The organism is Streptomyces sp. PU-14G, from assembly GCF_041028275.1.
In the GTDB taxonomy this organism is placed as follows: domain Bacteria; phylum Actinomycetota; class Actinomycetes; order Streptomycetales; family Streptomycetaceae; genus Streptomyces.
In genome coordinates this window covers 1-22677 of record NZ_JASKYT010000113.1, presented here as the reverse complement: position 1 = coordinate 22677, position 22677 = coordinate 1, and the positions used below count along the sequence as shown (strand labels likewise).

The window sequence follows — 22677 nt, the reverse complement described above, 5'->3', positions numbered from 1 at the left end:
GTTGCGGTCATCAGATGGTATGAACGGCCGGTCCCTGGTCGGGTGAGGTGTGCCGGGGGGACAGGGATGGACGGTATGACCGTCATCGGATCGTCCCGCCGGTACGCGCGCCGGCGTGTGGGACGCGCTGTGCGTGCCGTGGGGGTGCCCTTGCTGGGGCTCGCCGCGGTGGGGGTGACCCTGCCAGCCCAGGAAGCCGCGCCCGCGCCCCCGGGAGACGCGCCCGCGGCGGGAGCGCCCGCGCCCCCGGCAGACGCGTCCGGCCCCGAAGTGGCGCCGTACCTCTCCCTGGGCTGGGGCGACCCGCCTGCCCCCGGCCCCCTGCTGCGGCCCACCGGCGTGGACGGGTTCACGTTCGCTTTCGTGCTGAGTGCCTCGGGCTGCGCACCGCGTTGGGACGGGGTGCGGCCGCTCACCGGAGGAGCCGACGAGCGCGCGGTGCGGGCCGTGCGCGCGGCGGGCGGTGAGCCCATCGTGTCGTTCGGTGGCGGCGCTGGCCGCACGCTGGAGCAGGACTGTCCCGACGCCGCCGCGCTCGCCGGCGCCTACCGCAAGGTGATCCGCGCCTACGGGCTCCGCGCGATCGACGTCGACATCGAGACGCGTGCCTACGCGAGCGCCGCGGCGCGCCGCAAGACCGTCGAGGCGTTGAAGCGGGTCAAGGCCGCCGTACCGGGGCTCTCGCTGTACGTGACGCTGCCCAGCGCCCGCACAGGACCCGACGCGCGGCTGATCGACGCGGCGGCCCGCGCCGGGCTGGAGCCGGACGCGTGGACGATCATGCCGTTCGCGTTCGGAGAGCCGCCCCGGGACGAGGCCGCCGCGCAGCAGGCCGGCCGGCTGGACATGGCCCGTGCCACCGTGAGCGCGACCGAGGGGCTGGTCGCGCGGCTGCGGTCGGCGTACGGCTACGACGCCGCGGACGCCTATGCGCACAGCGGCATCTCCACCATGAACGGGATCACGGGCCATCAGGAGGTCGTCTCGGTGGCGGACTTCCGCACCATTGCCCGGTACGCCCGCAGGCGCGGGCTGGCCCGGCTGGCCTTCTGGTCCGCCAACCGCGACCGGCCGTGCGGGACGCTGTCCTACCCGGCCGAGGACCGCTGTTCGGGCGTGCCGCAGCGGCCGTGGGAGTTCACGCGGGCGCTGACGTCACCGGGGCGGCGTTCGTGACGGTCTCGTCCCCCACTGCCTTGCTCGCCACCGCCTCGCTCGCCGCCACATCGGTTGCCGCCCTCCCGGCTTCGTTCGAGACGGTTTCGCTCGCGACGGCGGAGAACTCGGTTGCGACGGCGGAGAACTCGGCTGCGGCGTCGGGGAACCCGGCCGCGTCGCCGGGAAACCCCGCCGCGGCGTCGGGGAACCCCGTCGCGGCCTCGGGGACGCCGACCATGCGCATGGTGGGCAGGAAGAGCGGCAGCACGGGGAACGTCGCGGGGCCGGGGAGCGTCGCGCCCGCCGCCGTCAGGGTCTCCTGGTCGGCGGGTTCCGGTCCTGCGGGCTGTGCGGTGTCCGGTTCGCGCCGTATCAGGTAGGCGGCGAAGCCTCCGGCGAGGAACAGCGCGAGCACCGAGACGGCGGTGCCGAGCCAACTGGTGCCGAGCCACTGGCCGCCCAGGTAGCCGAGGCCCACGCTGTAGGCGGCCCAGGCCACACCGGCCAGCGCCGACCACGGCACGAAGTCGCGGGCCCTGCGGTGCGCGGCGCCGGCGGAGAGGCTGACGACCGAGCGTCCCGCGGGCGCGAAGCGGGCGAGGACGACCAGGGTGCCGCCGCCCTTGGACAGCGCGCGGCCGAGCCGTTCCTGGGCGGAGGCGAGTTTGGGGGAGCGGGCGAGGGCGCGGTCGAAGCGGTCGCCGCCTCGCCAGGCGAGTCGCCAGGCGGCCAGGTCACCGAGGACGGAGGCGCCCGCCGCGCACAGCACCAGCGACAGCACTTCCGTCAGGTGGCCGCTCTGGGCGGCCTGGCGTGCGGCGGCGCTGGGCAGGTCGGCGGCGTCGGCCGCTGTGGTGCCCGCGGCTGTCGTGGCCGCGGTGATGACGAGCACGCCGCTGGGCAGGACGGGTACGAAGACGTCGAGCAGCACGGAGGCGGCGATGACCGCGTAGATCCATGGGGATCCGGTCACCGACCCCAGGATGTCCGGCACTGTTGTCCCCGTTTCTCCCCTGCCCGGCTGTCGTCGGCTGGCGCGTTACCGCCGTACAGCGTACGCCCGGGTCCCCCGCTCAGGGCCGCTGGGTGGCCGTGGCGACGCTCTCGCACCGCGGCTGGTTACAGATGCACTGCATCAGACCATAGGACAACGTGAATCAGTGGAGGCCGGCACGATGAGGGCACGTATGCGCACGGCGGGGGTGGGGGGAGTGGCCGCCGTCACCATGGTGACGGCGTTGTTCGCGGGGAGCGAGCCGAGTTCGGCGAGCGAGGTACCCGACCTGAGGAGCGCCAAGGGTCTCGAGAGCCTGCGGGACCTGCCGGGGCTCGGGGACGGTGTGCGTTTGGAGAACCTCGGGGACAACGAGGGGATGCGGATCGCGCGGGCGCTCCAGCGGGGTGAGGGGGTCGGCCTGCGGGACCTCAGCCTGCGCGTCGGCTCCGGCACGGTGGAGATCGTCAGCAGCGAAGACCGCGGTACGGGCCGGGACGTGGGCCGCGACGAAGGCCCCGGCCAGGGCCGCGGCGACCGGACGGGCCGAACGGATGCGGCCGAGGTGATCGACCTGATCGATCTGGTGGACCGCGAGGGCGGCCTCATCCGGCTGGAAGGACCGCGGAAGGGCAAGAAGGGGGACGAGGGTCAGGGCCGTCTGACCCGGGAGCTGAGGGTCACCGACGGTGAGGGCGCCTACCGCGTCTTCCGGCTCGGCGGCGGCACGGACACCGTCGCCGGCACCGCCGACATCCGCAACCGGTCGGTTCTGGCGCGTTACGACCAGTTCTCCCCGGCCAACGCTTTCGTGCGCCCCGACGCGGTCACCTACGACCGCGCCAAGGTGCCTGCCGGCGCGAGCATCGGTGTCGTCCGTACGGTCACCGACGGGGCGACCACCGTGCGGTTGGAGGTCGGCGGCCTGCCGAAGAACCGCACCTACGGGGCGCACGTCCACACCGAGCCGTGCGGCGCCAAGCCGGACGAGGCGGGTCCCCACTACCAGAACGAGAAGGACCCGGTGCGGCCCTCCACCGACCCGCGCTACGCCAACCCGCGCAACGAGGTGTGGCTGGACTTCACCACCGACGCGGAGGGCGAGGGGAAGGCCGTCTCGCGCCACGACTGGACGTTCCGCAAAGGGGAGGCCAGGTCGGTGGTGCTGCACGAGACGGGCACGCGCACCGAAGCCGGCCACGCGGGGGAGGCGGGCGCCCGGCTCGCCTGCTTCACGGTGCCTCTCAACGGGCGCTGACGCGCGGCGTCCGGACACCTTCCGCGCCCCCGCCCCACCTCGAAACGGCGGCTGTCCGCGTCAGTCGCCTCGCCCGCCGCTCCCGGCGGCCGGTTCGGTTCCGCTGAGCCGGCCGCTGAAGACCCGCTCCAGGCCGGAGCGGGGCGTCCCGTCCGGCGCCGAGGTCGCGGCGCTCGCCCGGTCGAGCGCGTAGGTGGCCTCCCTGCCGTGCATCGTGAGCGTCATCAGCATGTTGCCGAACCAGGGGCCGCCCGTGCGGCGCCAGCGGAAGGGAAGCTCCTCGACGCCCGCGTGCCGGATCAGCGCGCGCCCCAGCCGGCGGCCGATCCGGCTCCAGCCGAAACGGAAACCGGAGCGCATGACGGCGGGGATGCTGTTGTGTATGGGTGAGCAGGTCAGCTGCGTCACCCGGGCGGGCCGGCCGCCCCCCGACACCTTGAGGTCGTCGAACTGGGGCTCGGTGACGTAGGCGTGGTGCACGTCGCCCGACAGGACGCTGACCGAGGCGGGTGCTTCCTGGTCGGCGGCCACGCGCTGGATAAGCTCCGTCAGCGCCTGGAACGACCGGGGGAAGGCCGCCCAGTGCTCCAGGTCGGCGCGTTGCCGCAGCTTCTCGCTGAACCCGAGCCAGCGCGCGCCCCGTGCGCCGGAGCACAGCGCGGTGTTCCAGGTCTCCAGACCGTGCACGGCGGGAGGGAGGAGCCAGGGCAGCGAGGTGCCGAGCACCAGGTGGTCGACGGCCCCTGGGCCGCCGTCGAGGACCTGCTCGTGCAGCCAGTCCATCTCCTCGTCGTCGACCATCCGGCGTTCGGCCTCGGGCAGCACACGGCCCGCGCGGGTGTCGACCATCAGCAGCCGGATGCGGCCGAAGTCACGGCGGTAGCTCCAGCGGGCCGCGGCCGGGTCGGCGTCGGCGCGCTCGGCGAACGCGCGCAGCGCGGGCGTGCCGTCCTCCGCGTGCCGTACGGCGGCGAAGACCGGGTTCTCCGCGAGCTCCGCCGGGGAGAGGTTGCCCAGGTGCTGGTAGACCCAGTAGGAGGTCAGCCCGCCCAGGATGCGCTCGCGCCACCAGTCGGTGGCGCGCATCTCGCGCTGCCAGGCCTCGCTGGTATTCCAGTCGTCGATCACGTCGTGGTCGTCGAAGATCATGCAGCTGGGAACGGTGGACAGCAGCCAGCGCACCTCCGGGTCCAGCCAGGACTCGTAGTACAGCTCGGTGTACTCCTCGTAGTCGGCCACCTGGTCCCACGGGGGCTCGGCCAGGTCGCGCCGCTCGGCGAGCTTGGCGCGGACATGTTCGGAGGTCTCGTCCGCGTAGACCTGGTCTCCCAGCAGGAGCAGGACGTCCGGGAGGGGGCCGCCCGCGATGGCCCGCTGCGCCAGTGCGTCCAGCGCGTCGGGACCCACCGGGTCGTGCCGGGAGCCCGCGGGGCGGGCCGCCCAGCGGCAGGAGCCGAACGCTATCCGGAACGGCTCGCTCTGACTGGGGGAGGCCTCGGGCGGGGGAAGCGTGCGGATGGTGCTGGGCGGGTACGCGGAGCCGGCCAGCGGCCACACCTCCTCGCCGTCCAGCGTGACGCGGTAGGGCGTCTCCGTGCCCGGCTCCAGGCCGACGACGGTGACGAGCGCGTAGTGGTGCCCGGCGACCTGCCAGGTGCGCGCCGCGCCCCCCGCCGTGGAGCCCTCGCAGTGCACCTCGGCCTCGCAGGGGCCCGCCGTCTCCAGCCAGACCGTGGCGGTGTCCTGATCGACGTAGCGCAGCAGTGGGCCCAGTCGGAGGCCGGTCATGCCCTTCTCCCTTGCGTCCCTCGTGCCCGTCGCGCCCCACGGCACGCCGTCGGCGGCGGTGCCGTGCCGCGCGCCGTACCGGCGTCGTCGTACCGGCGGTGCCGTACGGTGCGGGCTTTCGACCCGCACCGTACGGAACGAGGGAGCACTCCGACCAGTTTCCTGGCCGGATCCCGTCCTGCCCGCGAGCGGGCAGGACGGTCAGCAGGTGGCCAGCGCCTTCTTCAGGGCTGCCTTCTCCGGGGCGTCGGCCGTCATGTCGTAGGTGTGCTTGACCCAGACCCACATCCGCGCGTACTCGCAGTGGTAGCCGGAGGAGGGCGGCATCCACTCGGCGGGGTCCTGGTCGCTCTTCTCCTGGTTCACGTTGTCGGTGACGGCGAGGAGCTGGGCGATCTCCAGATTGTTGGCCAGTTCCTGACGCTTGTCCTGGGTCCACTCGGAGGCCCCGGAGCGCCACGCCTCGGCGAGCGGGACGACGTGGTCGATGTCCACGTCGGAGGGCTGGGTCCACTTCTCGCCGTCGTACGGGCTGGTCCACGAGCCCTTGGTCGGGTAGCAGTCGCTTCCCGTCTCGACGCCCTCGCCGTCGCGCTTGAGGATGGCTTCCCGGGTGTTGCAGCTGTCACCCTGGTCGATCCAGTGGGGGAACTTCTCGCGCGAGTAGCCGTCCATGGAGCCCTCGTCCGCCTCGGCGAGGTCCCCGAGCATCGTGGTGGCTTCCTCGGCGCTCGGCGGGGTGGGGGGCTCGGCGGCGGCGGGGGAGGCGCCCAGCGTGAGGCCGACCAGGAGAGCGGAGACGACCGCCGCGAGGGCGGCGAGGAGGGCCGACCAGCGTCGACGCGCGTAGAGGCGGCGGCCCGTGCGGTGTTCGTGCGGCATGCGAACTCCCTGTGTGTGGGGGGAAGTTGAGCGATGGTGCCGGATCGTGGTGCGGATGGTGCCGTTGGTGCGGTTCACAGCGTGACGGTCGTGTGCACGTCACATCAAGAGCCTGCCCGGGAATGCCCTCCCGGCCACACGCGATACACCCACACGACGGACACGGGTGGGGAGTTGGCCATCTGCCGCCCCCGGTGGCCTCGTTGGCTCCAGCGGCTCCAGCGGCCTCAGCGATGTCGTTGGCCCTGTTGGCCTCGTTGACCTCCTTGACCCCGGCGGGCCCGCTGGCCCCGGCGGGCCCGCCAGCCCCGGCGAACCCGTTGGCCCCGTCGGTCCGCAGCGGGCAGGCGGCGTGGCGTACCCCACCTCGGGCGGTGATCGCGCCGCGGCGGAGGCATCGCGTACCCTCGTACGCGTCTGAAGGGGAGTAGCTCTTCGCCGGACCGTCGACACACTGGCCCGCCGCGCGCGGGCCCGGCGCCCGGAGCGGGGTGCCCGCCACCGAGTGGCGGCGCCGCGCCAGCGAGACCTTCGGCCGCAGTGTCCGCGTCCGTGCGCCGTTGCACGGGTCGCCCGCGACGCTGCCGTGCCGAAGTGAGCTCGCGCCGGTGCGGCAGCCCGACAACTCAGGAGTCCCCGTGCTCAGCCTCACCGTCGTCGCCGTCGTCTTCGGCGTCGTCTTCCTCGCCGAGCTGCCCGACAAGACGGCCCTGGCCGGGCTGATGCTCGGCACCCGCTACCGCGCGTCCTACGTCTTCGCGGGGGTCGCCGCCGCCTTCCTGCTCCACGTCGTGATCGCCGTCGCGGCGGGCAGCGTGCTCACTCTGCTCCCGCACCGGCTCGTGCAGGCCATCGTGGGTGTGCTGTTCCTGATCGGTGCGGCCGTGCTGCTGCTCAAGAAGGACGACGAGGAGGAAGAAGAAGCCCGCAAGCCCGCCGACCAGTCCTTCTGGAAGGTCGCGGGCAGCGGGTTCATGCTGATCCTCGTCGCCGAGTTCGGCGACCTGACGCAGATCATGACGGCGAACCTCGCCGCCCGCTACGACGACCCGCTCTCGGTGGGCCTCGGAGCCGTCCTCGCCCTGTGGGCGGTGGCCGCGCTGGGCATCCTCGGTGGCCGCACCCTGATGAAGTACGTCCCGCTGCGGCTGATCACCCGGGTCGCCGCCCTGCTCATGCTGGCTCTGGCGGCCTTCAGCCTGTACGAGGCGATCGCCTGAGCCCCTCCCGGGCCCACCCCGGGCCCCGGTCGGAATGGGCCGGCACCGGCCGCCAGCCGATGGGGTGATGCCGAAGGGCGGCGCTCCGCGGGGCGCCGCCCGCCGCGCTCCCCCGGACGGACGCGGTCGCCGCGCCCCGGCGCGCACGGCGAGGCACCGTGGACGCATGAGCGGGGAAGAAGCGGCGGCACCGGCAGACACCGGCACGCGCGGGGTGCTGCTGCCGATCGGTGCGCTCCTGCTGGGCCTGCTGCTGGCCGCGCTCGACCAGACCATCGTCGCCACCGCACTGCCCACCATCGTCAGCGACCTGGGCGGCATGGAACACCTGTCCTGGGTGGTCACCGCCTACCTGCTGGCCGTCACGGCGGTCACCCCGCTGTGGGGCAAGCTCGGCGACCAGTACGGGCGCAAGCGGCTCTTCCAGACGGCGATCGTCATCTTCCTGGTGGGCTCGGCGCTGTGCGGCATCGCCCAGAACATGCCGCAGCTCATCGGATACCGCGCCGTGCAGGGCATCGGCGGCGGCGGGCTGATCACTCTTTCGATGGCGATCGTCGGCGACCTGGTGCCGCCCCGCGAGCGCGGTCGCTACCAGGGCCTATTCGGCGCCGTGTTCGGAACGACCAGCGTGCTGGGGCCGCTGCTGGGCGGGTTCTTCACCGAACACCTCAACTGGCGCTGGGTCTTCTACATCAACCTGCCCATCGGTGCGATCGCGCTGGTGGTGATCGCCCTCGCGCTGCACCTCCCGGTCAGCCGCCGCCCGCACACCATCGACTACCTGGGAACGTTCCTCATCGCGGCCGTCGCCACCTGCGTCGTGCTGGTCACCTCGCTGGGCGGCACGTCGTGGTCGTGGAACTCCGTACAGGTCTACGGCCTGGCCGTGCTGGCCGCCGTCCTGCTGGCCTGCTTCGTGGTCGTCGAGCGGAGGGCGGCCGAGCCCGTGCTGCCGCCGAGCATCTTCGCCGTACGGAACTTCACGCTCTGCGCGGCCATCAGCTTCGTCATCGGCTTCGCGATGTTCGGCTGCATGACCTACCTGCCCACCTTCCTCCAGGTCGTGCACGGCATCACGCCGACGATGTCGGGCGTCCACATGCTGCCGATGGTGCTGGGGGTGCTCGTCTCCTCCACCCTGTCCGGTCAGCTGATCACCCACACCGGGCACTGGAAGGTCTTCCCCGTGCTGGGTACGGCGATCACCACGGTCGGCATGGTGCTGCTGCACCGGATGACGCCCGACAGTTCGCAGTGGGAGATGGGCGCCTACTTCGCCGTCTTCGGGCTCGGGCTCGGGCTGGTGCTCCAGGTCCTGGTGCTGGTCGCGCAGAACGCCGTGCGCTACGCCGATCTGGGCGTGGCCACCTCGGGCGTCACGTTCTTCCGCTCGGTCGGCGCCTCGGTCGGTGTGGCCGTCTTCGGTGCGATCTTCGCCTCCCGGCTCGGCGGCAAACTGGCCGACGCGCTGCGCGGCAGCCGCCTCCCCCCGGACGTGACGCCGGAGAGCCTCAAGCACGATCCGCAGTCCATCGGACGGCTCCCTCCCGAGGCGAGGCGCGGGGTGCTGGACGCCTACTCGTCCTCCATCACGGACGTCTTCCTCTACGCCTCGCCGCTCGCCGCCCTCGCCTTCCTGCTGACCTGGCTGTTGCGCGAGCAGAAGCTCCGCCGCAGCGTGCAGGTGCCGGACGAGAGCGAGACGCTGGGCGCCTCCCCCGTGGAGCGCAGCTCCGCCGACGAGGTCACCCGCGCCCTCTCCCGGCTCTGCACCATCGAGGGGCGCCGCGACCTGTATGTGCGCGTCGCCGCGACGGCCGGGATCGAACTGGCGCCCGCCGCCACCTGGATGCTGTTGCGGGTCCACAACGACGGGCCCGTCGAGCCGGCGCTGCTGGAGGACGCCGGGGTGGTCCCGCGCCGGGTGGTCGTGGACGGCGCCAGGGAGCTGGAGGAGCGCGGTCTGGCGACCCGGGCGGGTCTGGAGCTGGTGGCCACCCCGCGCGGCGAGCAGGCCGCGCGGGAGCTCACGGACGCCCGCCAGCAGCTCCTGTCCGATCTGCTGGGCGACTGGTGGACCCCTGACCGCCCCTCGGACCTGACCGAACTGGTCAGGGAACTGAACGCCGAGACGGGCCGCTCGGAACCTCCCCGGGCGGCCTAGGCCTGGGGCCACGACCGCCCGGGGCCACAGCGGGGAACGGGCACGGTCGCGGGCCCGCGACCGTGCCCCGCGACCCCGGCACCGCGTCGGCGCTGAGCCGGTCCGGGAGCACCTCTCCCCCCCCGTCTGTCCCGTTCTGTGCCTGTCTGTTGACGTATCGACTTTTCACGGGTGGTTGACCCTGACCGACCCGGACCGCGTAGGGTCCACGACTGGACAGTTGCAGGCGATTCGGGCACGGCGGCTGCCGTGAGCCGGACAGGACGGCCCTACCGGGGCCGGACGGCGCGGCCGTACCAGGGGAGGGATCGGGATGAGGGGGGACGAACGCTGCCCCGAGTGCGGGGGGAGCGCGCTGTCGTGCGCGCACGGGCACAGACCCGGCGCGGGGGAGGGCGAACCTGAGCGCACAGAGGGGCGGCCGGCGCGCGAGCCGGCGGACCCGCTGCACATACGTCCCTACGTGCGGCTGCGCGAGGCCGGGTCGGACGGACCGGCCGCCTCGACGACCGGCGGGCCCGCACCCGGCGCACCCGAGGCCGAGCCGCCCCGGGTGACCAGGCCGGGAGCGGACGACGAGGGTGCCGCGCCGCTGCCCGACCTGTCGCCCTTCGCCGCGCAGGGCACGGAAGAGACCGCCGAACTGCCCGCCGTCACCGCGACCGGCGACGGACGGCCGCACGGCCGCAAGCGAGTCGGCGGACTGCCGGTGCCGCGGCGAAGAGCGGGGCGGCGCGGGGTCATGGCGCCCGCCAGTTCCGCTAGTTCCGTCGGTTCCGCCGGTTCCGCCGGCTCCACCGCGCGGCGTCGGGTGGCCGGCGCGGAGCGCCGCAGGCCCAGCACGGCGGTCTTCGCCGGGATCGGTGTGGCGGCCGTTTTGGGGGCAGGCCTGCTGACGACCCAGATCCTCACCGACGACGGCCGGAGCGCGGAGGACGGCCGCGCGATGCGCCGCCTTCCCACCGACGCGCCCACCCACGCGCTGCCGACTGCCTCGCCCTCCAGGTCGCAGGCCCCTCGCCTCAGCGAGCGGCCGAGCCCCCCTCCGTCCCGTACCGGCACACCGGGCACGCCCCGCGCCGACCGTGACGGTGACGAGCACACCGCGCCGCCCTCCCCCTCTCCTTCTCGCGAGGAAGGCGGGAGGGAGGGGCGTGCGGACGGGTCCGCCGAGGGCGGGCACCGCCACGGTCGCCCGCATCAGGCCCGGCCGGACGGGTCCGCGGGTGCAACCCTGCGCCCCGGCGACTCGGGGTCCGAGGTCGCCGAGTTGCAGAGGCGGCTGAAGCAGGCCGGGTACTACGACAGGGGCGCGGAGGAGGACGGTGTCTACTCCTCCGGTGTGCAGGAGGGCGTCTTCCGCTACCAGGCGCACTACCGCCTCTGGGACGACCCGCCCGGCGACTACGGCCCGGCCACCCGTCGCCACCTGGAGTCCCGTACGTCGGGGTGAGCGGGCTGGCGAGGAGCGGCACGCGGTTTGTATGATGGAGGAACAAATGGTCCCGCCCGTGCCCCCTCGCATCCGGAAGGGGCGTCCCTGACCCGGCGGGCGGGCCATCTGTCCTCGTTCGCCGTCACGGCCCGTGCGCGCCGGACGGCTCTGCGAGCCGTCCGAGACCGCCCGCGTCCCAGGGAGCCTCCCGCATGACGACCCCCTCGATCACCGTTCGCGGGCTGCTGCTCGACATGGACGGCACGCTCGTCAACTCCGACGCCGTGGTCGCCCGGATCTGGCGAGGGTGGGCCACTGAGAAGGGCCTCGACCCCGACGAGGTCCTGCGCGTCGCGCACGGCCGCCAGGGCCACTCGACGATGGCCGCCGTCCTCCCGGGCAGGCCCATGGAGGTCAACTACGCGGAGAACCGCGCCCTCCTCGCCAAGGAGACCGCCGACACCGACGGCATCGTGCCCGTCCCCGGCGCCCCGGCCTTCCTCGCGGCGCTCCAAGACCTGCCGCACGCGCTCGTCACCTCCGCGTCCCCCGCTCTCGCGGCGGCCCGCATGACGGCCGCCGGACTGCGGATGCCCCAGCTGCGTGTCACCTCCGAGGACGTCAGCGCCAGCAAGCCCGACCCGGAGGGCTTCCTCAAGGGCGCGGCCGAGCTCGGCTTCCCCGCCGCCGAGTGCGCCGTCTTCGAGGACTCGGCCGCGGGCATCGCCGCCGGCCTGGCCGCCGGCATGCCCGTCGTCGGGGTCGGCCCCCGCGCCGCCGAGCACCGGCCCACCCTCCACGTGCCCGACCTGGAACACGTCCGCCTCGAACCGCTCGCGGACGGCCGCCTCCGCCTCACCACCACCCCTGCCGCCGACGCCTGACCCGCCGGGCGTTCACCTGGCCGTCCGCCGGGCGTTCACCTGGCCGTCCGCCGGGCGCTCATCCGACGCGTCCGGCGCGGTGTCACCCCGGTGCGCCCACGGAACGGAATCTGCCCGTGGGCGCGGTCCGGGGCGGCTCACTTCTTCGGCGGGGCCTGCTGCACGACCTCGAAGGACCAGGTCTCCGAGCCGGTCGCGGCGGGCTTCGGGCGCTCCGCGCTCTCGGTGCCGCCGCTGCCGCTCTCCTCGCTGTCATCGCCCTTCGCGCGCTGGTGCGCTTCCTTCATGGGGCCGTTCATCCACGCCTGGAAGGCCTCCTCGTCCCGCCAGCGGGTGTAGACGAGGTAGCGCTCCGAGCCCTCCAGGGGGCGCAGCAGTTCGAACCACTCGAAGCCGTCGGCGCTCTCCACGAAGCCCTTGCGGGCGGCGAAGCGCTGCTCCAGCACCTCCCGCTGCTCAGCCGGCACGGTCAGCGCGTTGATCTTGACGATGCTCATGTCCCCATCCTGCCTCACCCGCCGACGGCCCCGACGGCCCGGCGTCCAGGCGTCCCGGCGCTCCGGCGTCCCGGCGCTCCGGCGCCCCGCGCCCGCTTCCGGTCGCCCGGTGAAAGGCTTGTCCCGTTCTGGTCAACCGGCCGGGTGCGGCTGTCAGGTAGCGAGTAGGTTTCTCGCGTCTGACGTGAGGGGGTCGCGCCGCGCGCCTGTGCGGTGCGGCCCGGGCACGGTGGTACGGCGCGGGGGGCCGGCGGTGAGCTGACCGGCGGACAGGACGGAGACGGCGGGGCGTGGCGGCGGAATCGGTGGCGGAGGGGCCCAACGGCCCCGACCGCGGCGGGAAGTGGTCCACGGGCGGGAACGGCCCTGGACAGGGCGGAGCGCGGCCGTGGAGCCGCGCCGGCTCGCGTCCGGGTCTGCTCCTGGCGGCTCTGTGGGTCCTCACGCTCGGCCTGGCGGTGCGGCAGGCCACCGCCGTGCTGCGGCTGCCGCAGGAGGAGCGGCTGGTCGACCTGTTCGCCTGGATCGGCGACAACGGCGTGCTGCGCCTGCACGGTTCGCTCTACGACGGTGACCAGCCCTTCACCGGTACACCCTTCGCCGGACTGGTGCTCAAGCCGCTCACCCGCCCCGCCGAGCAGACACTCGGCGTGGCCTGGACGTTCGGCACGATGCTGCTGGTCGCCGCCGTCGGCGTACTGGCGGCACGGGCGCTGCCGGGGCCCGTGGCGCGGCGCACCGCGCTGTGCGCCGTACCGGCCGCGCTGAGCCTGCTGGCGCTCTCCATACCCGTCCGCAACACCTTCCACCTGGGCCAGACCAGCGTGCTGCCCGTGCTGTTGGTGCTGGCCGGCTGGCTGCTGGGCGGCGCGCGCGGGGAGCCGGAAGCGCCCCACCGGGCGGGCAAGGCCCCCGGCGAGCGGACCGCCGCGCTGCCGGGCGCCGGGGCGGGCCGCGCCCTCCTGGGCGCGAAGACGGGGGGCGCCCTGATCGGTGTGGCGTGCGCGCTGCAGCCGGCCACCGTGCTGTTCCTGCCGCTGCTGTGGTTCACCGGCCGCCGTCAGGCCGCGGTCACCGGCGCGGGCACCTTCCTGCTGTGCACGCTCGCCACCTGGGTCGTGATGCCCGGCGACTCCACGGCGTACTGGATCCACCACGTCGCGGGCGCGGGACTGGGCGAGCCCGCCGACGCGACCGCCAACCAGTCGCTGCACGGCGCCCTGTTGCGCGCGGGACTGCACGGCCCCGCCGAGATCGTGCTGCTGGCCCTGCTGTCGGCCGTGGTGGGCTGGCTGGCGCTGCGCCGCGCGGTCCGCTACGCGCGGGACGGGCAGCCGCTGCTGGCCGCGGCGATCGTCGGCAGCGCCGCCGTGGTGGCCTCCCCGGTCGCCTGGCAGCACCAGCAGCTGTGGGTGCTGCTGGCCGTGGTCGGCCGGGTGGGCCGACGCTCGGGGGACCGGCTGGTGTGGCCGGTGTTCGTCGCCATGGTGATGACGTTGGACGGCAGCGCGCTGGTGCCGAAGGTCGCCGTGTTCGGGGTGTTCGGCGAGAACGCGGTGCTCTTCGCGGCGCTGCTCGCGTCCTGCGCCGTCCCCTTCCTGCGCCGCGACGCGCCCGTGTGGGACGCGCCCGAGCCCATGGGCGCCCTCAGCCGGCCCAACCTGATGCTGGAGCTGCTGCTGATCCGCGTCTGGTACTGGGCGTACTCGTGGGTCCGCGGCCACGCGCCCGACTCCCGCTCCCTCGCGGAGGGACACGGGCACCAGATCCTCGACGCGGAGTCCTTCCTGCACCTGGACGTCGAGCACGGACTCAACAAGCTCGCGGCGCGCACGCAGTGGCTGCGCGACGCCTGCGACTTCTACTACACGACGTTCCACTTCCTGGTGCCGATCGCTCTGCTGGCCTGGCTCTACGCCCGCCGGGTGCCCCGCTACCGGGGCGCCCGCACGGCGCTGGGCTGCGCCACCCTGCTGGGTCTTGTCGGCTTCTGGCTCTACCCGCTCGCGCCGCCGCGGCTGATGCCGGGGCTCGGCTACGTCGATACGGCACACGGGCCGCAGGACCTGTCCAACCCCGACTTCGGCGCGCTCACTTCGCTGTCCAACCAGTACGCCGCGATGCCCTCGCTGCACGTGGGCTGGTCGCTGTGGTGCGCCGTGGTCGTCTTCATGATGACGCGGAACGTCTGGCTGCGGGCGCTGGGAGCCCTCTACCCGCTGATGACCGCGTTCGTGGTGATGGCCACCGCCAACCACTATCTGCTGGACGCGGTGGGCGGTGCCCTGGCGGTGGTGGCGGGCTTCGCCGGCGCGCGGTGGCTGGCCCGGCTGCGGGAACGCAGGGCGTCTGCCGCAGGAGTGGTGCCGGGCGGCACGGACAGCGGGGAGCTGCCGCGGCCACGGCCGCCGGGCAGCGGTTCCGTTGAGGGTCCTTCGGGCGGACGTACCGCTGGTGGTCCGACGCGCGCACGTGCCGCTGCCGGTCCGTCGCGCCGAAGGGACGCTGCCGGTCCGTCGGCCGGGAACGCCCCTGCCGGTTCGCCGCCCGGCGGGACAGCCGTCGGCCGACCGCCGGCGGATGGGGCAACCGCCGGGTCCTCGCCGGTGGGCGGTGCGGCCGTCGGGTCCTCGCCGGTGGGCGGTGCAGCCGTCGGGTCGTCGCCGGTGGGCGAGGCAGCCGTCGGGACCTCGCCGGTGGGCGGTGCGGCCATCGAGGGCTCGCCGGTGGACGGGACTGCCGACGGAGGCCCGCCGGTGGGCGAGGCGGTCGGAGGACGGCCGCCGGCGGACGGGCTTGCCGACGGAGGCCCGCCGGCGGGCGGGGCGGCGGCCGACGCACCGCGGGGCGCGTGATGCGGCCGCCGAGCCCGCCGCGTCACCCGTGCAGCTTCAGACCCTTCACCGCCCGGTCCACCGAGTTCCGCGGACCGTAGAGCCCCAGCCCCGCGAGGGTGAGCTTGTCGGCCTCGACCGCCCGGACGGCGGCGCGGTTGTCCGCGTCGTTGCCCGTGGCGAACATCTCGTCCGTGTAGACGGCGGTGGCCAGGCCGCGCGACAGGGCGCGCCGGTGCGTCGCCGCGAGCCCGTCCGCGTCCGCGGCGAAGCACAGCACCGGCTCGCGGGCCAGTGCCAGGTAGAGGTTGCCGGAGCCGTCCTCGTAGGGCTCGCCCATCACCTCGTCCGAGGCGTGCGCGATCCCGCTGGCCAAGAACGCGGTCACGTTGAGCTTCTGCCAGTCCGCGAGGTCGGCGCGGACGACGACGGCGATCTTCGTATCGAAACGCATGAGCCCAGGCTGCGGACGCCGCGGGCGGCCGTATTGAACGCTCGTGCGCACGAGGATGCCCACCCCGTGGACGACCGCGCCGGACGGCACGGGGTCCTGGCAGACTGACGAGCATGGGTGAGTGCGCGCGCCGGGACGCTGGAGCCGGCACCGCGGTGGGCGACTGGGTCCGCTACTGGCGGGCGCCCGACCAGCCGGTGGAGGCCATGCGCGCGCACTTCACCGGACACGTCTTCCACCGGCACAGCCACGACGCCTACTCCTTCGCCGTGACCGAGACGGGCGCGCAGCGCTTCCACTGCCGGGGCGGACGTCACACCAGCGGCGCGGGCATGGTGATGGCCTTCAACCCGGACGATCCGCACGACGGCGAGTCGGCCGTCGAGCAGGGCTTCACCTACCGCATCGTCCACCTGGGCCCCGACCTCGTCCGCTCCGTCCTCACTGACGCGGCGGGCCGTGACGCCCCCATGCCGCTCTTCCCGCAGCCGGTGCGCGAGGACCCGGTGCTCCGGCGCGCGCTGCTGCGCCTGAACGCCGCCCTCGCAGCCGGCGCCGCGGCGGGCGCGCTGGCGAGGAGCGAGCGGCTGACGGACGCCGTTCTCGCCATGGTGCGCCGGGGCGCGCGCAGCCCCGTGCGCGTCGGCGGCGCGCGCGCCGGAACCGCTGCCGTGCGCCGCGCCCGTCGGCTGCTGGAGGAGGACTGGGCGGGGGAGGTCCCGGCCGAGCGGCTGGCGCGGGCGGCCGGGTGCAGCCGTTTCGCCCTCTACCGCGCGTTCCGCGCCGAGACGGGCCTGCCGCCCAGCGACTACCAGCGGCAACTGCGGCTGCGCGCCGCCCGGCGGATGCTGGCGGACGGTGCCACGGCGGCCGAGGCGGCGGCGGGCTGCGGCTTCGCCGACCAGGCCCATCTGCACCGCTGGTTCGTCCGCTGTTACGGCATCACGCCGGGCGCGTACACGCGCGCCGTGTGAGGCCGCGCCGCCCGCCCGCCGAGCCACCCGCAGCGGTGTACGCCGCTCGCCCGCGCGCTGCCCTTCGTCCGTGCGTCGCCCGCGAAACGTGCGGGGCCCGCGAAACGTGCGGGGCCCCGCTGGGGCCCGTCATCCGTAGTGGACCCGCAGTTCCTTGATGCCGTTGATCCAGGCCGAGCGGAGCCTGCGGGGTGCGGGTCCCGCCAGGGAGATGCCGGGTACCAGGTCGGCTATGGCGTTGAAGATCAGGTTGATCTCCAGTACGGCGAGGCTCTTGCCCAGGCAGAAGTGCGGTCCTCCGCCACCGAACCCGAGGTGCGGGTTGGGGTCGCGGGTGATGTCGAAGACGTGCGGATCGGCGAAGACCTCCGGGTCGTTGTTGGCGGAGGAGTAGAAGAGGCCGACGCGCTGCCCCGCTGTGATCTTCTGTCCGCCCAGCTCGGTGTCCTGCGTGGCGGTGCGCTGGAAGGAGACCACCGGCGTGGCCCAGCGCACGATCTCCTCGGCCGCCGTGGCGGGCCGCTCGCGGGTGAACAGTTCCCACTGCTCGGGATGGGTGAGGAAGGCGTGCATGCCGTGGCTGATCGCGTTGCGTGTCGTCTCGTTCCCCGCCACCGCCAGCAGGATCACGAAGAAGCCGAACTCGTCCGCGTTCAGGTTGCCCTCGCCCTCGGCCGCCACGAGTTTGCTGACGATGTCGTTCGCGTAGTGGGCGGGGCACTCCTTGCGGGCCTGCGCCATCGTCATCGCGTACGAGACGAGCTCGGCCGCCGACTGGGTGCCCACCTCCTGCGTGATGGCGTACTCGGGGTCGTCGTAGGCGACCATCTTGTTGGACCAGTCGAAGATGCGGGAGCGGTCCTCCTGCGGGACGCCGATGAGTTCCGCGATGGCCTGGAGGGGCAGCTCGACGGCGATGTCCGTGACGAAGTCGCCGCTTCCCGCGTCCTTCGCACCGCTCACGATGCGCCTCGCGCGCTCGCGCAGGGCGTCCTCCAGGGCGCGGATGGCACGGGGAGTGAAGCCCCGCTGCACGATCTGGCGCACCCGCGTGTGCTCGGGCGGGTCCATGTTGAGCATGATGAGCTTCTGGATGTCGATCTGGTCGCGCGTCATGTGGTCGGCGAAGCGGATGACGGCGGTGTTGAGGTTGGAGGAGAACAGCTCCGGGCGGGTGGAGACCTCTTTGACGTCCGCGTGCCGCGTCACCACCCAGTAGCCGTCGTCCGCGAATCCGGCCACGTTGTGCGGCTGGGGGTTCCACCACACCGGGGCGGTCTCGCGCAGCAGGGCGAACTCGGGCAGCGGTACGCGCTCTTGGTAGACGTCCGGATCGGTGAAGTCGAACCCGTCGGGCAGCGCGGGGCAGGAGGACATCGGCGGCTCCACTCCCTCTCGGAGGTTCGGGCCTGGACGGCACCAGCGGCACCCGGAGCGGCCCCGGCACCACGGGTACCGGAGGAGCCGTCGAGGCGAGAGGCGCCGGGGGCGCCACCTCGTGGTGCTGACGGGCCATCAGAATCGCCCTGAAGGTAGTAACGGGTTCTACAAGTGGCAAGGGTCACGGCGGCGGAACTTGCGCACGGGGCGCGCGTCGGACTCGTGCACGCCCCTTGCGCGGCGGGGAGCGGCCTCCCCACACTGTCCGAAGAACTAGAACGCGTACTAGTTGTGTTCGTCGTGCTGGTGGGGAGCCAGCCGGGCTGGAGAGGACGACTCATGGCCGCCGAACCCGTCATCGTCGAAGCGGTACGCACCCCCATCGGCAAGCGCTCCGGCGCCCTCGCCACCCTGCACCCCGCCTACCTGCTGGGCGAGACCTACCGCGAACTCCTGGGCCGCACAGGCATCCACGCCGACTGCGTCGAACAGGTCGTCGGCGGCACCGTCACCCACGCGGGCGAACAGTCCATGAATCCAGCGCGCAACGCCTGGCTCGCCGCGGGGCTTCCCTACGAGACCGCCGCCACCACCGTCGACTGCCAGTGCGGCTCCTCCCAGCAGGCCAACCACATGGTCGCCAACATGGTGGCCGCCAGCGTCATCGACATCGGCATCGGCTGCGGCGTCGAGGCCATGACGCGCGTGCCGCTGGGCAGCGGCTCCAAGCACGGCCCCGGCAAACCCTGGCCCGAGGAGTGGCACGTCGACCTGCCCAACCAGTTCGAGGCCGCCGAGCGCATCGCCCGCCACCGCGGCCTGACCCGCGAACGCGTCGACTCCCTCGGCCTCCTCTCCCAGCAGCGCGCCGCCGCCGCGTGGGCGGAGGAGCGCTACAAACGCGAGACGTTCGCCGTGCAGGTGCCCACCACCGAAGAGGAACAGGCGGCGGGCGAGGGCATGTGGCGCTCCGTCGAGCGGGACGAAGGGCTGCGCGACACCTCCCTGGAGGCGCTCGCCGGGCTCAAGCCCGTCCTGCCCACCGCCGTGCACACCGCCGGCACCTCCTCGCAGATCTCCGACGGCGCCGCCGCCGTCATGTGGGCCTCCAAGCGCATGGCGCGGGCGTTGAAACTCCGGCCGCGGGCCCGCATCGTCGCCCAGGCCCTGGTCGGCGCCGACCCCCACTTCCACCTCGACGGGCCCGTCGACGCCACCCGCGCCGTCCTGGGCAAGGCGGGCATGTCCCTCAAGGACATCGACCTGGTCGAGATCAACGAGGCCTTCGCCTCCGTCGTCCTGTCCTGGGCCCAGGTCTTCGACCAGGACCTGACCAAGGTCAACGTCAACGGCGGAGCCATCGCACTCGGGCACCCCGTCGGCGCCACGGGAGCGCGGCTGATCACCACTGCCCTGCACGAACTGGAGCGGAGCGACAAGGAGTTCGCCCTCATCACCATGTGCGCGGGCGGCGCACTGTCCACGGCGACGATCCTTCAACGGCTGTGAGCGCGCGCACCGGCAGACGCGGGCGCGGGCCGGTGCGTGCGGGCGTGGCTCGTCGCGCGGCCGGTCAGCCGCCGGAGGCCGCGCTCGCCTGCTCCCGACGCCCCGCGGTCGGTTCCTTCCCCGCGGTCGGTTCCTTCGGCGCTTCCGCCGCGGTGGCGGCCTCGTGCAGCAGCGTCTTCGCCGCGGAGCGCGCGTGCCGCGCCGGGGTGGGGGAGTCGCTGATGGACGCGTTGCTCATCGCCCCGTCGAGCAGCACGGACAACTGGGAGGCCAGCCAGTCGGGGTCGCGCGCGCCCGTCTCGAACGCCAGACCGCGCAGGAAGGTGCGGACGGCCGACTTGTGGTCGCGCACCGCCTCGACGACCCCCTCCGAGCCCGCCCCCAGTTCGCCGAAGGCCTTGATGAACGCGCAACCGTGGAAGTCGGGCCCGTCCACCCAGTCGTAGAGCCAGTCGAAGACGGCCAGGACCTGCGACTCCGGGTCGGTGTGGTCGGCCACGCGCTCCTCCAGTGCGGTGCGGGCCCACCGGTCGCGGCGCCGGAGATAGGCCTCCACGAGCGCACCCTTCGAGGGGAAGCACTGGTAGATCTTCTTGAGCGAGACGCCGGAAGCGTCGCGGATCCTGTCCATCCCCACGGACTGCACGCCGTACTCGTAGAAGAGGGCGTCCGCAGCGCTGAGGATGCGGGTCTCGGTGGTGTCGTCGCCGTTCATGCTTCCGCTCTCCCCAGGTCTTGAGAACCGCCGTTCTCTACGATACGGTCTTACCGGAAGCGAGAACCAGCGTTCTCGCTTCCGTAACGGGGAGCGAACGGGGGACCGAAGCATGGCCGAGCGCATGATGTCGCGATGGACACGCTTAGGTGAGCTGGCGAGGGCCGGGCTGAACGCAGCCCCGGCCGTCGTCGGCCGGCGGGGGGCGAGACGTGCCGATGCCGGCCGCGCCGATGTGAGACCTGTCGCCGCGAGACCCGCCGATGCGCTACCCGTCGGTGCGTCATCCGCCGATGCGAGACGCCTCCGTGCCAGGCACCTCCGCGACAGACGGGTCGGCGCCTCCTGCGGATCGATTGCCGAGCGCGGCTGAGGCGTAGGCCGTCGCGGGCTGCCGCCACCGTTCCGTCGGGACGGCACGCCGTCCGCGCCGCCCCGGGGCGACGCCGCCTGGGGAAAGAAGACCGCCAGCGAAGAGGCCGCACGGCAACCGGTCGCACGAGTCGAAGGGCCTGCCCCTGCCGGCGGGCTCCCACCTGAAGCCCCGCGTTCCTGCCCGTCGGGGTCGGGCAGGAACGCGGTAAGTACGTGAGGCGGCCGGAGCCCACACCCGCCCGGGTCGCCTTATGCCCGGAGGTGCGGCCGTCCCCCGTCGTCGCCGGCTTCGTCCCTCTCCGGTAGCGACGCGAACGCGGCGGACGCGTCGAAGGCGGCACGCCGAGTGGCCCGGCGCAGTGCGCGCAGCACCGTGCCGCCCAACGTGGCGGTCAACGTGACGGTGAGGAGAGCCCGTGGAACGTCCCAACCCAACGAGGTGGCCACCACGTAGGCCCCGTACCTGGCCAGGTTCTCGTGCACCGGATCGCCCGGCACGAAGGAGAGACCGGAACCGAGCCCGGCGATGTACGGCCAGCCCTGCAAATTCATGACCAAGCCGTAGAGCAGCGCGGAAACCGCCCCGTAGGCGGCGAGAAGCAGCAGCTCCCGGCGCCCTCGCAGCGTGGCCGGGCCCGGCAGCAGCCCGGCCCCCATGGACACCCAGCCCATGGACAACATCTGAAACGGCATCCACGGCCCCACCCCGCCGGTAAGCAGCGCCCCGGCGAACATCGAGACGGCGCCGAGCACGAAACCGAAACCGGGCCCGAGGACCCGGCCCGACAACACCATCAGAAAGAACATCGGCTCAAGACCAGCGGTGCCCGCGCCCAGCGGCCGCAGCGCGGCACCGGCCGCGGCCAGCACTCCCAGCATGGCCACGGCTTTGGCGTCGAGTCCGGTCTCGGACACGGTCGCTACGGCGACCGCGAGCAGAAGGGGGAGCAGTGCGGCGAACAGCCACGGCGCGTCCTGTGAGTGCGCCAATCCGGAGCCCCGCCCGGCCAGCAGCGGCCAGGCGAAGGCGGCCACACCGGTGGCGCTGGTGAGGGCGAGCGCGGCGATCGACCTCGGTCCGAGCCGGATCGCCCTGACTCTCGGCGCGGAGGCGGGCGGCTGCGCCGGGGGCGGGACGTCGGCCGCGACCGGCGCCGAGGCCGGGCGTGCCGGTGCCGCAGGCGGGCCGGAGGGCCCCGGTTCCGTTGCCGGGTCTGAGCGTCGTCTCACAGCGCCTCCCTCACCTGGGCGACCGTCAACCACGGCTGCGGAGCCAGGATCTTGGAGACTTGCGGGGCGTAGGCGGGAGAGGAGGTGACGACCTCGTGGGTGGGCCCGTCGGCCACGGGCTCGCCTTGGGCGAGGATGACGACCCGGTGGGCGATCTCGGCCACCAGCTCGACGTCGTGGGTGGCCAGAATCAGCGCGTGGCCTTGCTCCGCCAACTCGCGCAGCAGCGTCACCAGCCGGGCCTTCGCGGCATAGTCGAGTCCGCGAGTGGGCTCGTCCAGCAGCAACAGCGGCGGCCTGGCCGTGAGGATGATCGACAGTGCGAGGGCCAACCGCTGGCCCTCCGACAGGTCGCGAGGGTGTGCGGTGTCGGGGATGCCGGGCAGCAGGCGGGACACGAGGGCGCGGCAGGTGCCGGGCGCTGCGCCGGCGTCCGCGTCGGCCGACCGGCACTCCCGGGCGACGGTGTCGGCGTAGAGGAGATCGCGTGGCTCCTGCGGCACGAGACCGGTATGGCGCAGCAGCTCCGCGGGGCGTGTCCGGTGCGGCACTCTGCCCTCCACGGTGACCCGGCCCGAGGTGGGGCGGTGCATGCCGACCAGGGTGTTGAGGAGAGTGGACTTCCCGGCGCCGTTGCGCCCCATCAGCGCGACGGTCTCTCCGGCCCGTATGCGGAGATCGACCTCGTGCAGGGCCGTCACCCGTCCGCGGACGAGCCCGAGCCGCGAGATCTCGGCGAGCGGTGAGGCGGAGTCGACCGGCGGGACGGCGGAGGCCGGTGAGTTCCTGCGCCAGCCCTCGGCCCCTCCGCGGGTACCGCCCTCGGCTCGGCCGCGGATACCGCCCTCGGCTCGGCCGCCGGTACCGCCCTCGGCCCCGCCGCCGGTACCGCCCCCGGCTCGGCCACCGGTACCGCCCCGGGC

At 73.6% G+C, this 22677-nt stretch carries 18 protein-coding genes; 9 read left to right on the top strand and 9 right to left on the bottom strand.

Features of this window, described 5'->3' with window-relative positions; all coding sequences use genetic code 11:
- Positions 1–75 precede the first annotated feature (75 nt).
- Positions 76–1176, top strand: coding sequence for a chitinase (locus tag AB8Z75_RS15670; RefSeq protein WP_369202325.1), 1101 nt, complete (start codon positions 76–78; stop codon positions 1174–1176).
- On the opposite strand, the gene AB8Z75_RS15665 is transcribed toward AB8Z75_RS15670, so the two are convergent.
- On the bottom strand, positions 1139–2131 hold the full coding sequence (locus tag AB8Z75_RS15665) for a DedA family protein (protein ID WP_369202323.1): 993 nt from the start codon (positions 2129–2131) through the stop codon (positions 1139–1141). The two genes, AB8Z75_RS15670 and AB8Z75_RS15665, sit on opposite strands and share 38 nt — an antisense overlap.
- 202 nt (positions 2132–2333) lie before the next feature.
- Here AB8Z75_RS15665 and AB8Z75_RS15660 point away from each other — a divergent pair, with 202 nt between their 5' ends.
- Positions 2334–3410, top strand: coding sequence for a superoxide dismutase family protein (locus tag AB8Z75_RS15660; RefSeq protein WP_369202321.1), 1077 nt, complete (start codon positions 2334–2336; stop codon positions 3408–3410).
- Positions 3411–3470: 60 nt separating this feature from the next.
- Here AB8Z75_RS15660 and AB8Z75_RS15655 read toward each other — a convergent pair whose 3' ends face one another.
- Positions 3471–5198 carry an alkaline phosphatase D family protein gene (locus tag AB8Z75_RS15655; RefSeq protein WP_369202319.1) on the bottom strand — a complete coding sequence of 576 codons (1728 nt, stop codon included), beginning with the start codon at positions 5196–5198 and terminating at the stop codon, positions 3471–3473.
- A gap of 201 nt (positions 5199–5399) precedes the next feature.
- Complete coding sequence (locus AB8Z75_RS15650) at positions 5400–6080, bottom strand: HNH endonuclease family protein (RefSeq protein ID WP_369202317.1); 681 nt, start codon at positions 6078–6080, stop codon at positions 5400–5402.
- 638 nt (positions 6081–6718) lie between these two features.
- On the opposite strand from AB8Z75_RS15650, the gene AB8Z75_RS15645 reads away from it, so the two are divergent.
- The 4 genes from AB8Z75_RS15645 to AB8Z75_RS15630 all read left to right on the top strand — a co-directional run bounded on the left by AB8Z75_RS15645 (position 6719) and on the right by AB8Z75_RS15630 (position 11786).
- Positions 6719–7300 (top strand): TMEM165/GDT1 family protein, encoded by a 582-nt coding sequence (locus tag AB8Z75_RS15645; protein WP_369202315.1) that lies wholly within the window; start codon positions 6719–6721, stop codon positions 7298–7300.
- Between the two features lie 166 nt (positions 7301–7466).
- Entirely contained in the window at positions 7467–9467 is a 2001-nt protein-coding gene (locus tag AB8Z75_RS15640) for a DHA2 family efflux MFS transporter permease subunit (RefSeq protein WP_369202313.1), read from the top strand.
- Positions 9468–9780: 313 nt separating this feature from the next.
- Positions 9781–10920 carry a peptidoglycan-binding protein gene (locus tag AB8Z75_RS15635; protein WP_369202311.1) on the top strand — a complete coding sequence of 380 codons (1140 nt, stop codon included), beginning with the start codon at positions 9781–9783 and terminating at the stop codon, positions 10918–10920.
- Between the two features lie 194 nt (positions 10921–11114).
- On the top strand, positions 11115–11786 hold the full coding sequence (locus AB8Z75_RS15630; protein WP_369202309.1) for an HAD-IA family hydrolase: 672 nt from the start codon (positions 11115–11117) through the stop codon (positions 11784–11786).
- 137 nt (positions 11787–11923) lie between these two features.
- Here the strand turns inward: AB8Z75_RS15630 and AB8Z75_RS15625 are convergent, their stop codons facing one another.
- Positions 11924–12283, bottom strand: coding sequence for an antibiotic biosynthesis monooxygenase (locus tag AB8Z75_RS15625; protein WP_369202307.1), 360 nt, complete (start codon positions 12281–12283; stop codon positions 11924–11926).
- A 290-nt stretch (positions 12284–12573) separates the two neighbouring features.
- Here AB8Z75_RS15625 and AB8Z75_RS15620 point away from each other — a divergent pair, with 290 nt between their 5' ends.
- Complete coding sequence (locus AB8Z75_RS15620) at positions 12574–15138, top strand: phosphatase PAP2 family protein (RefSeq protein ID WP_369202305.1); 2565 nt, start codon at positions 12574–12576, stop codon at positions 15136–15138.
- Positions 15139–15160: 22 nt separating this feature from the next.
- Here the strand turns inward: AB8Z75_RS15620 and AB8Z75_RS15615 are convergent, their stop codons facing one another.
- Positions 15161–15571 (bottom strand): DUF2000 family protein, encoded by a 411-nt coding sequence (locus AB8Z75_RS15615; protein ID WP_369202303.1) that lies wholly within the window; start codon positions 15569–15571, stop codon positions 15161–15163.
- 113 nt (positions 15572–15684) lie between these two features.
- Here AB8Z75_RS15615 and AB8Z75_RS15610 point away from each other — a divergent pair, with 113 nt between their 5' ends.
- Positions 15685–16545, top strand: a complete 861-nt coding sequence (locus AB8Z75_RS15610) for an AraC family ligand binding domain-containing protein (protein WP_369202301.1) — start codon at positions 15685–15687, stop codon at positions 16543–16545.
- Between the two features lie 129 nt (positions 16546–16674).
- On the opposite strand, the gene AB8Z75_RS15605 is transcribed toward AB8Z75_RS15610, so the two are convergent.
- Positions 16675–17922: a cytochrome P450 gene (locus AB8Z75_RS15605; RefSeq protein WP_369202299.1), complete on the bottom strand. Its 1248-nt coding sequence runs from the start codon at positions 17920–17922 to the stop codon at positions 16675–16677.
- A 342-nt stretch (positions 17923–18264) separates the two neighbouring features.
- Here AB8Z75_RS15605 and AB8Z75_RS15600 point away from each other — a divergent pair, with 342 nt between their 5' ends.
- Entirely contained in the window at positions 18265–19434 is a 1170-nt protein-coding gene (locus tag AB8Z75_RS15600; protein WP_369202297.1) for a steroid 3-ketoacyl-CoA thiolase, read from the top strand.
- Positions 19435–19498: 64 nt separating this feature from the next.
- On the opposite strand, the gene AB8Z75_RS15595 is transcribed toward AB8Z75_RS15600, so the two are convergent.
- The 3 genes from AB8Z75_RS15595 to AB8Z75_RS15585 form a co-directional block, all read right to left on the bottom strand.
- On the bottom strand, positions 19499–20149 hold the full coding sequence (locus tag AB8Z75_RS15595; RefSeq protein ID WP_369202295.1) for a TetR/AcrR family transcriptional regulator: 651 nt from the start codon (positions 20147–20149) through the stop codon (positions 19499–19501).
- Positions 20150–20773: 624 nt separating this feature from the next.
- Positions 20774–21613 (bottom strand): ECF transporter S component, encoded by an 840-nt coding sequence (locus tag AB8Z75_RS15590; RefSeq protein ID WP_369202327.1) that lies wholly within the window; start codon positions 21611–21613, stop codon positions 20774–20776.
- 137 nt (positions 21614–21750) lie between these two features.
- On the bottom strand, positions 21751–22677 hold a 927-nt coding region (locus AB8Z75_RS15585; RefSeq protein ID WP_369202293.1), incomplete at its 5' end, for an ATP-binding cassette domain-containing protein.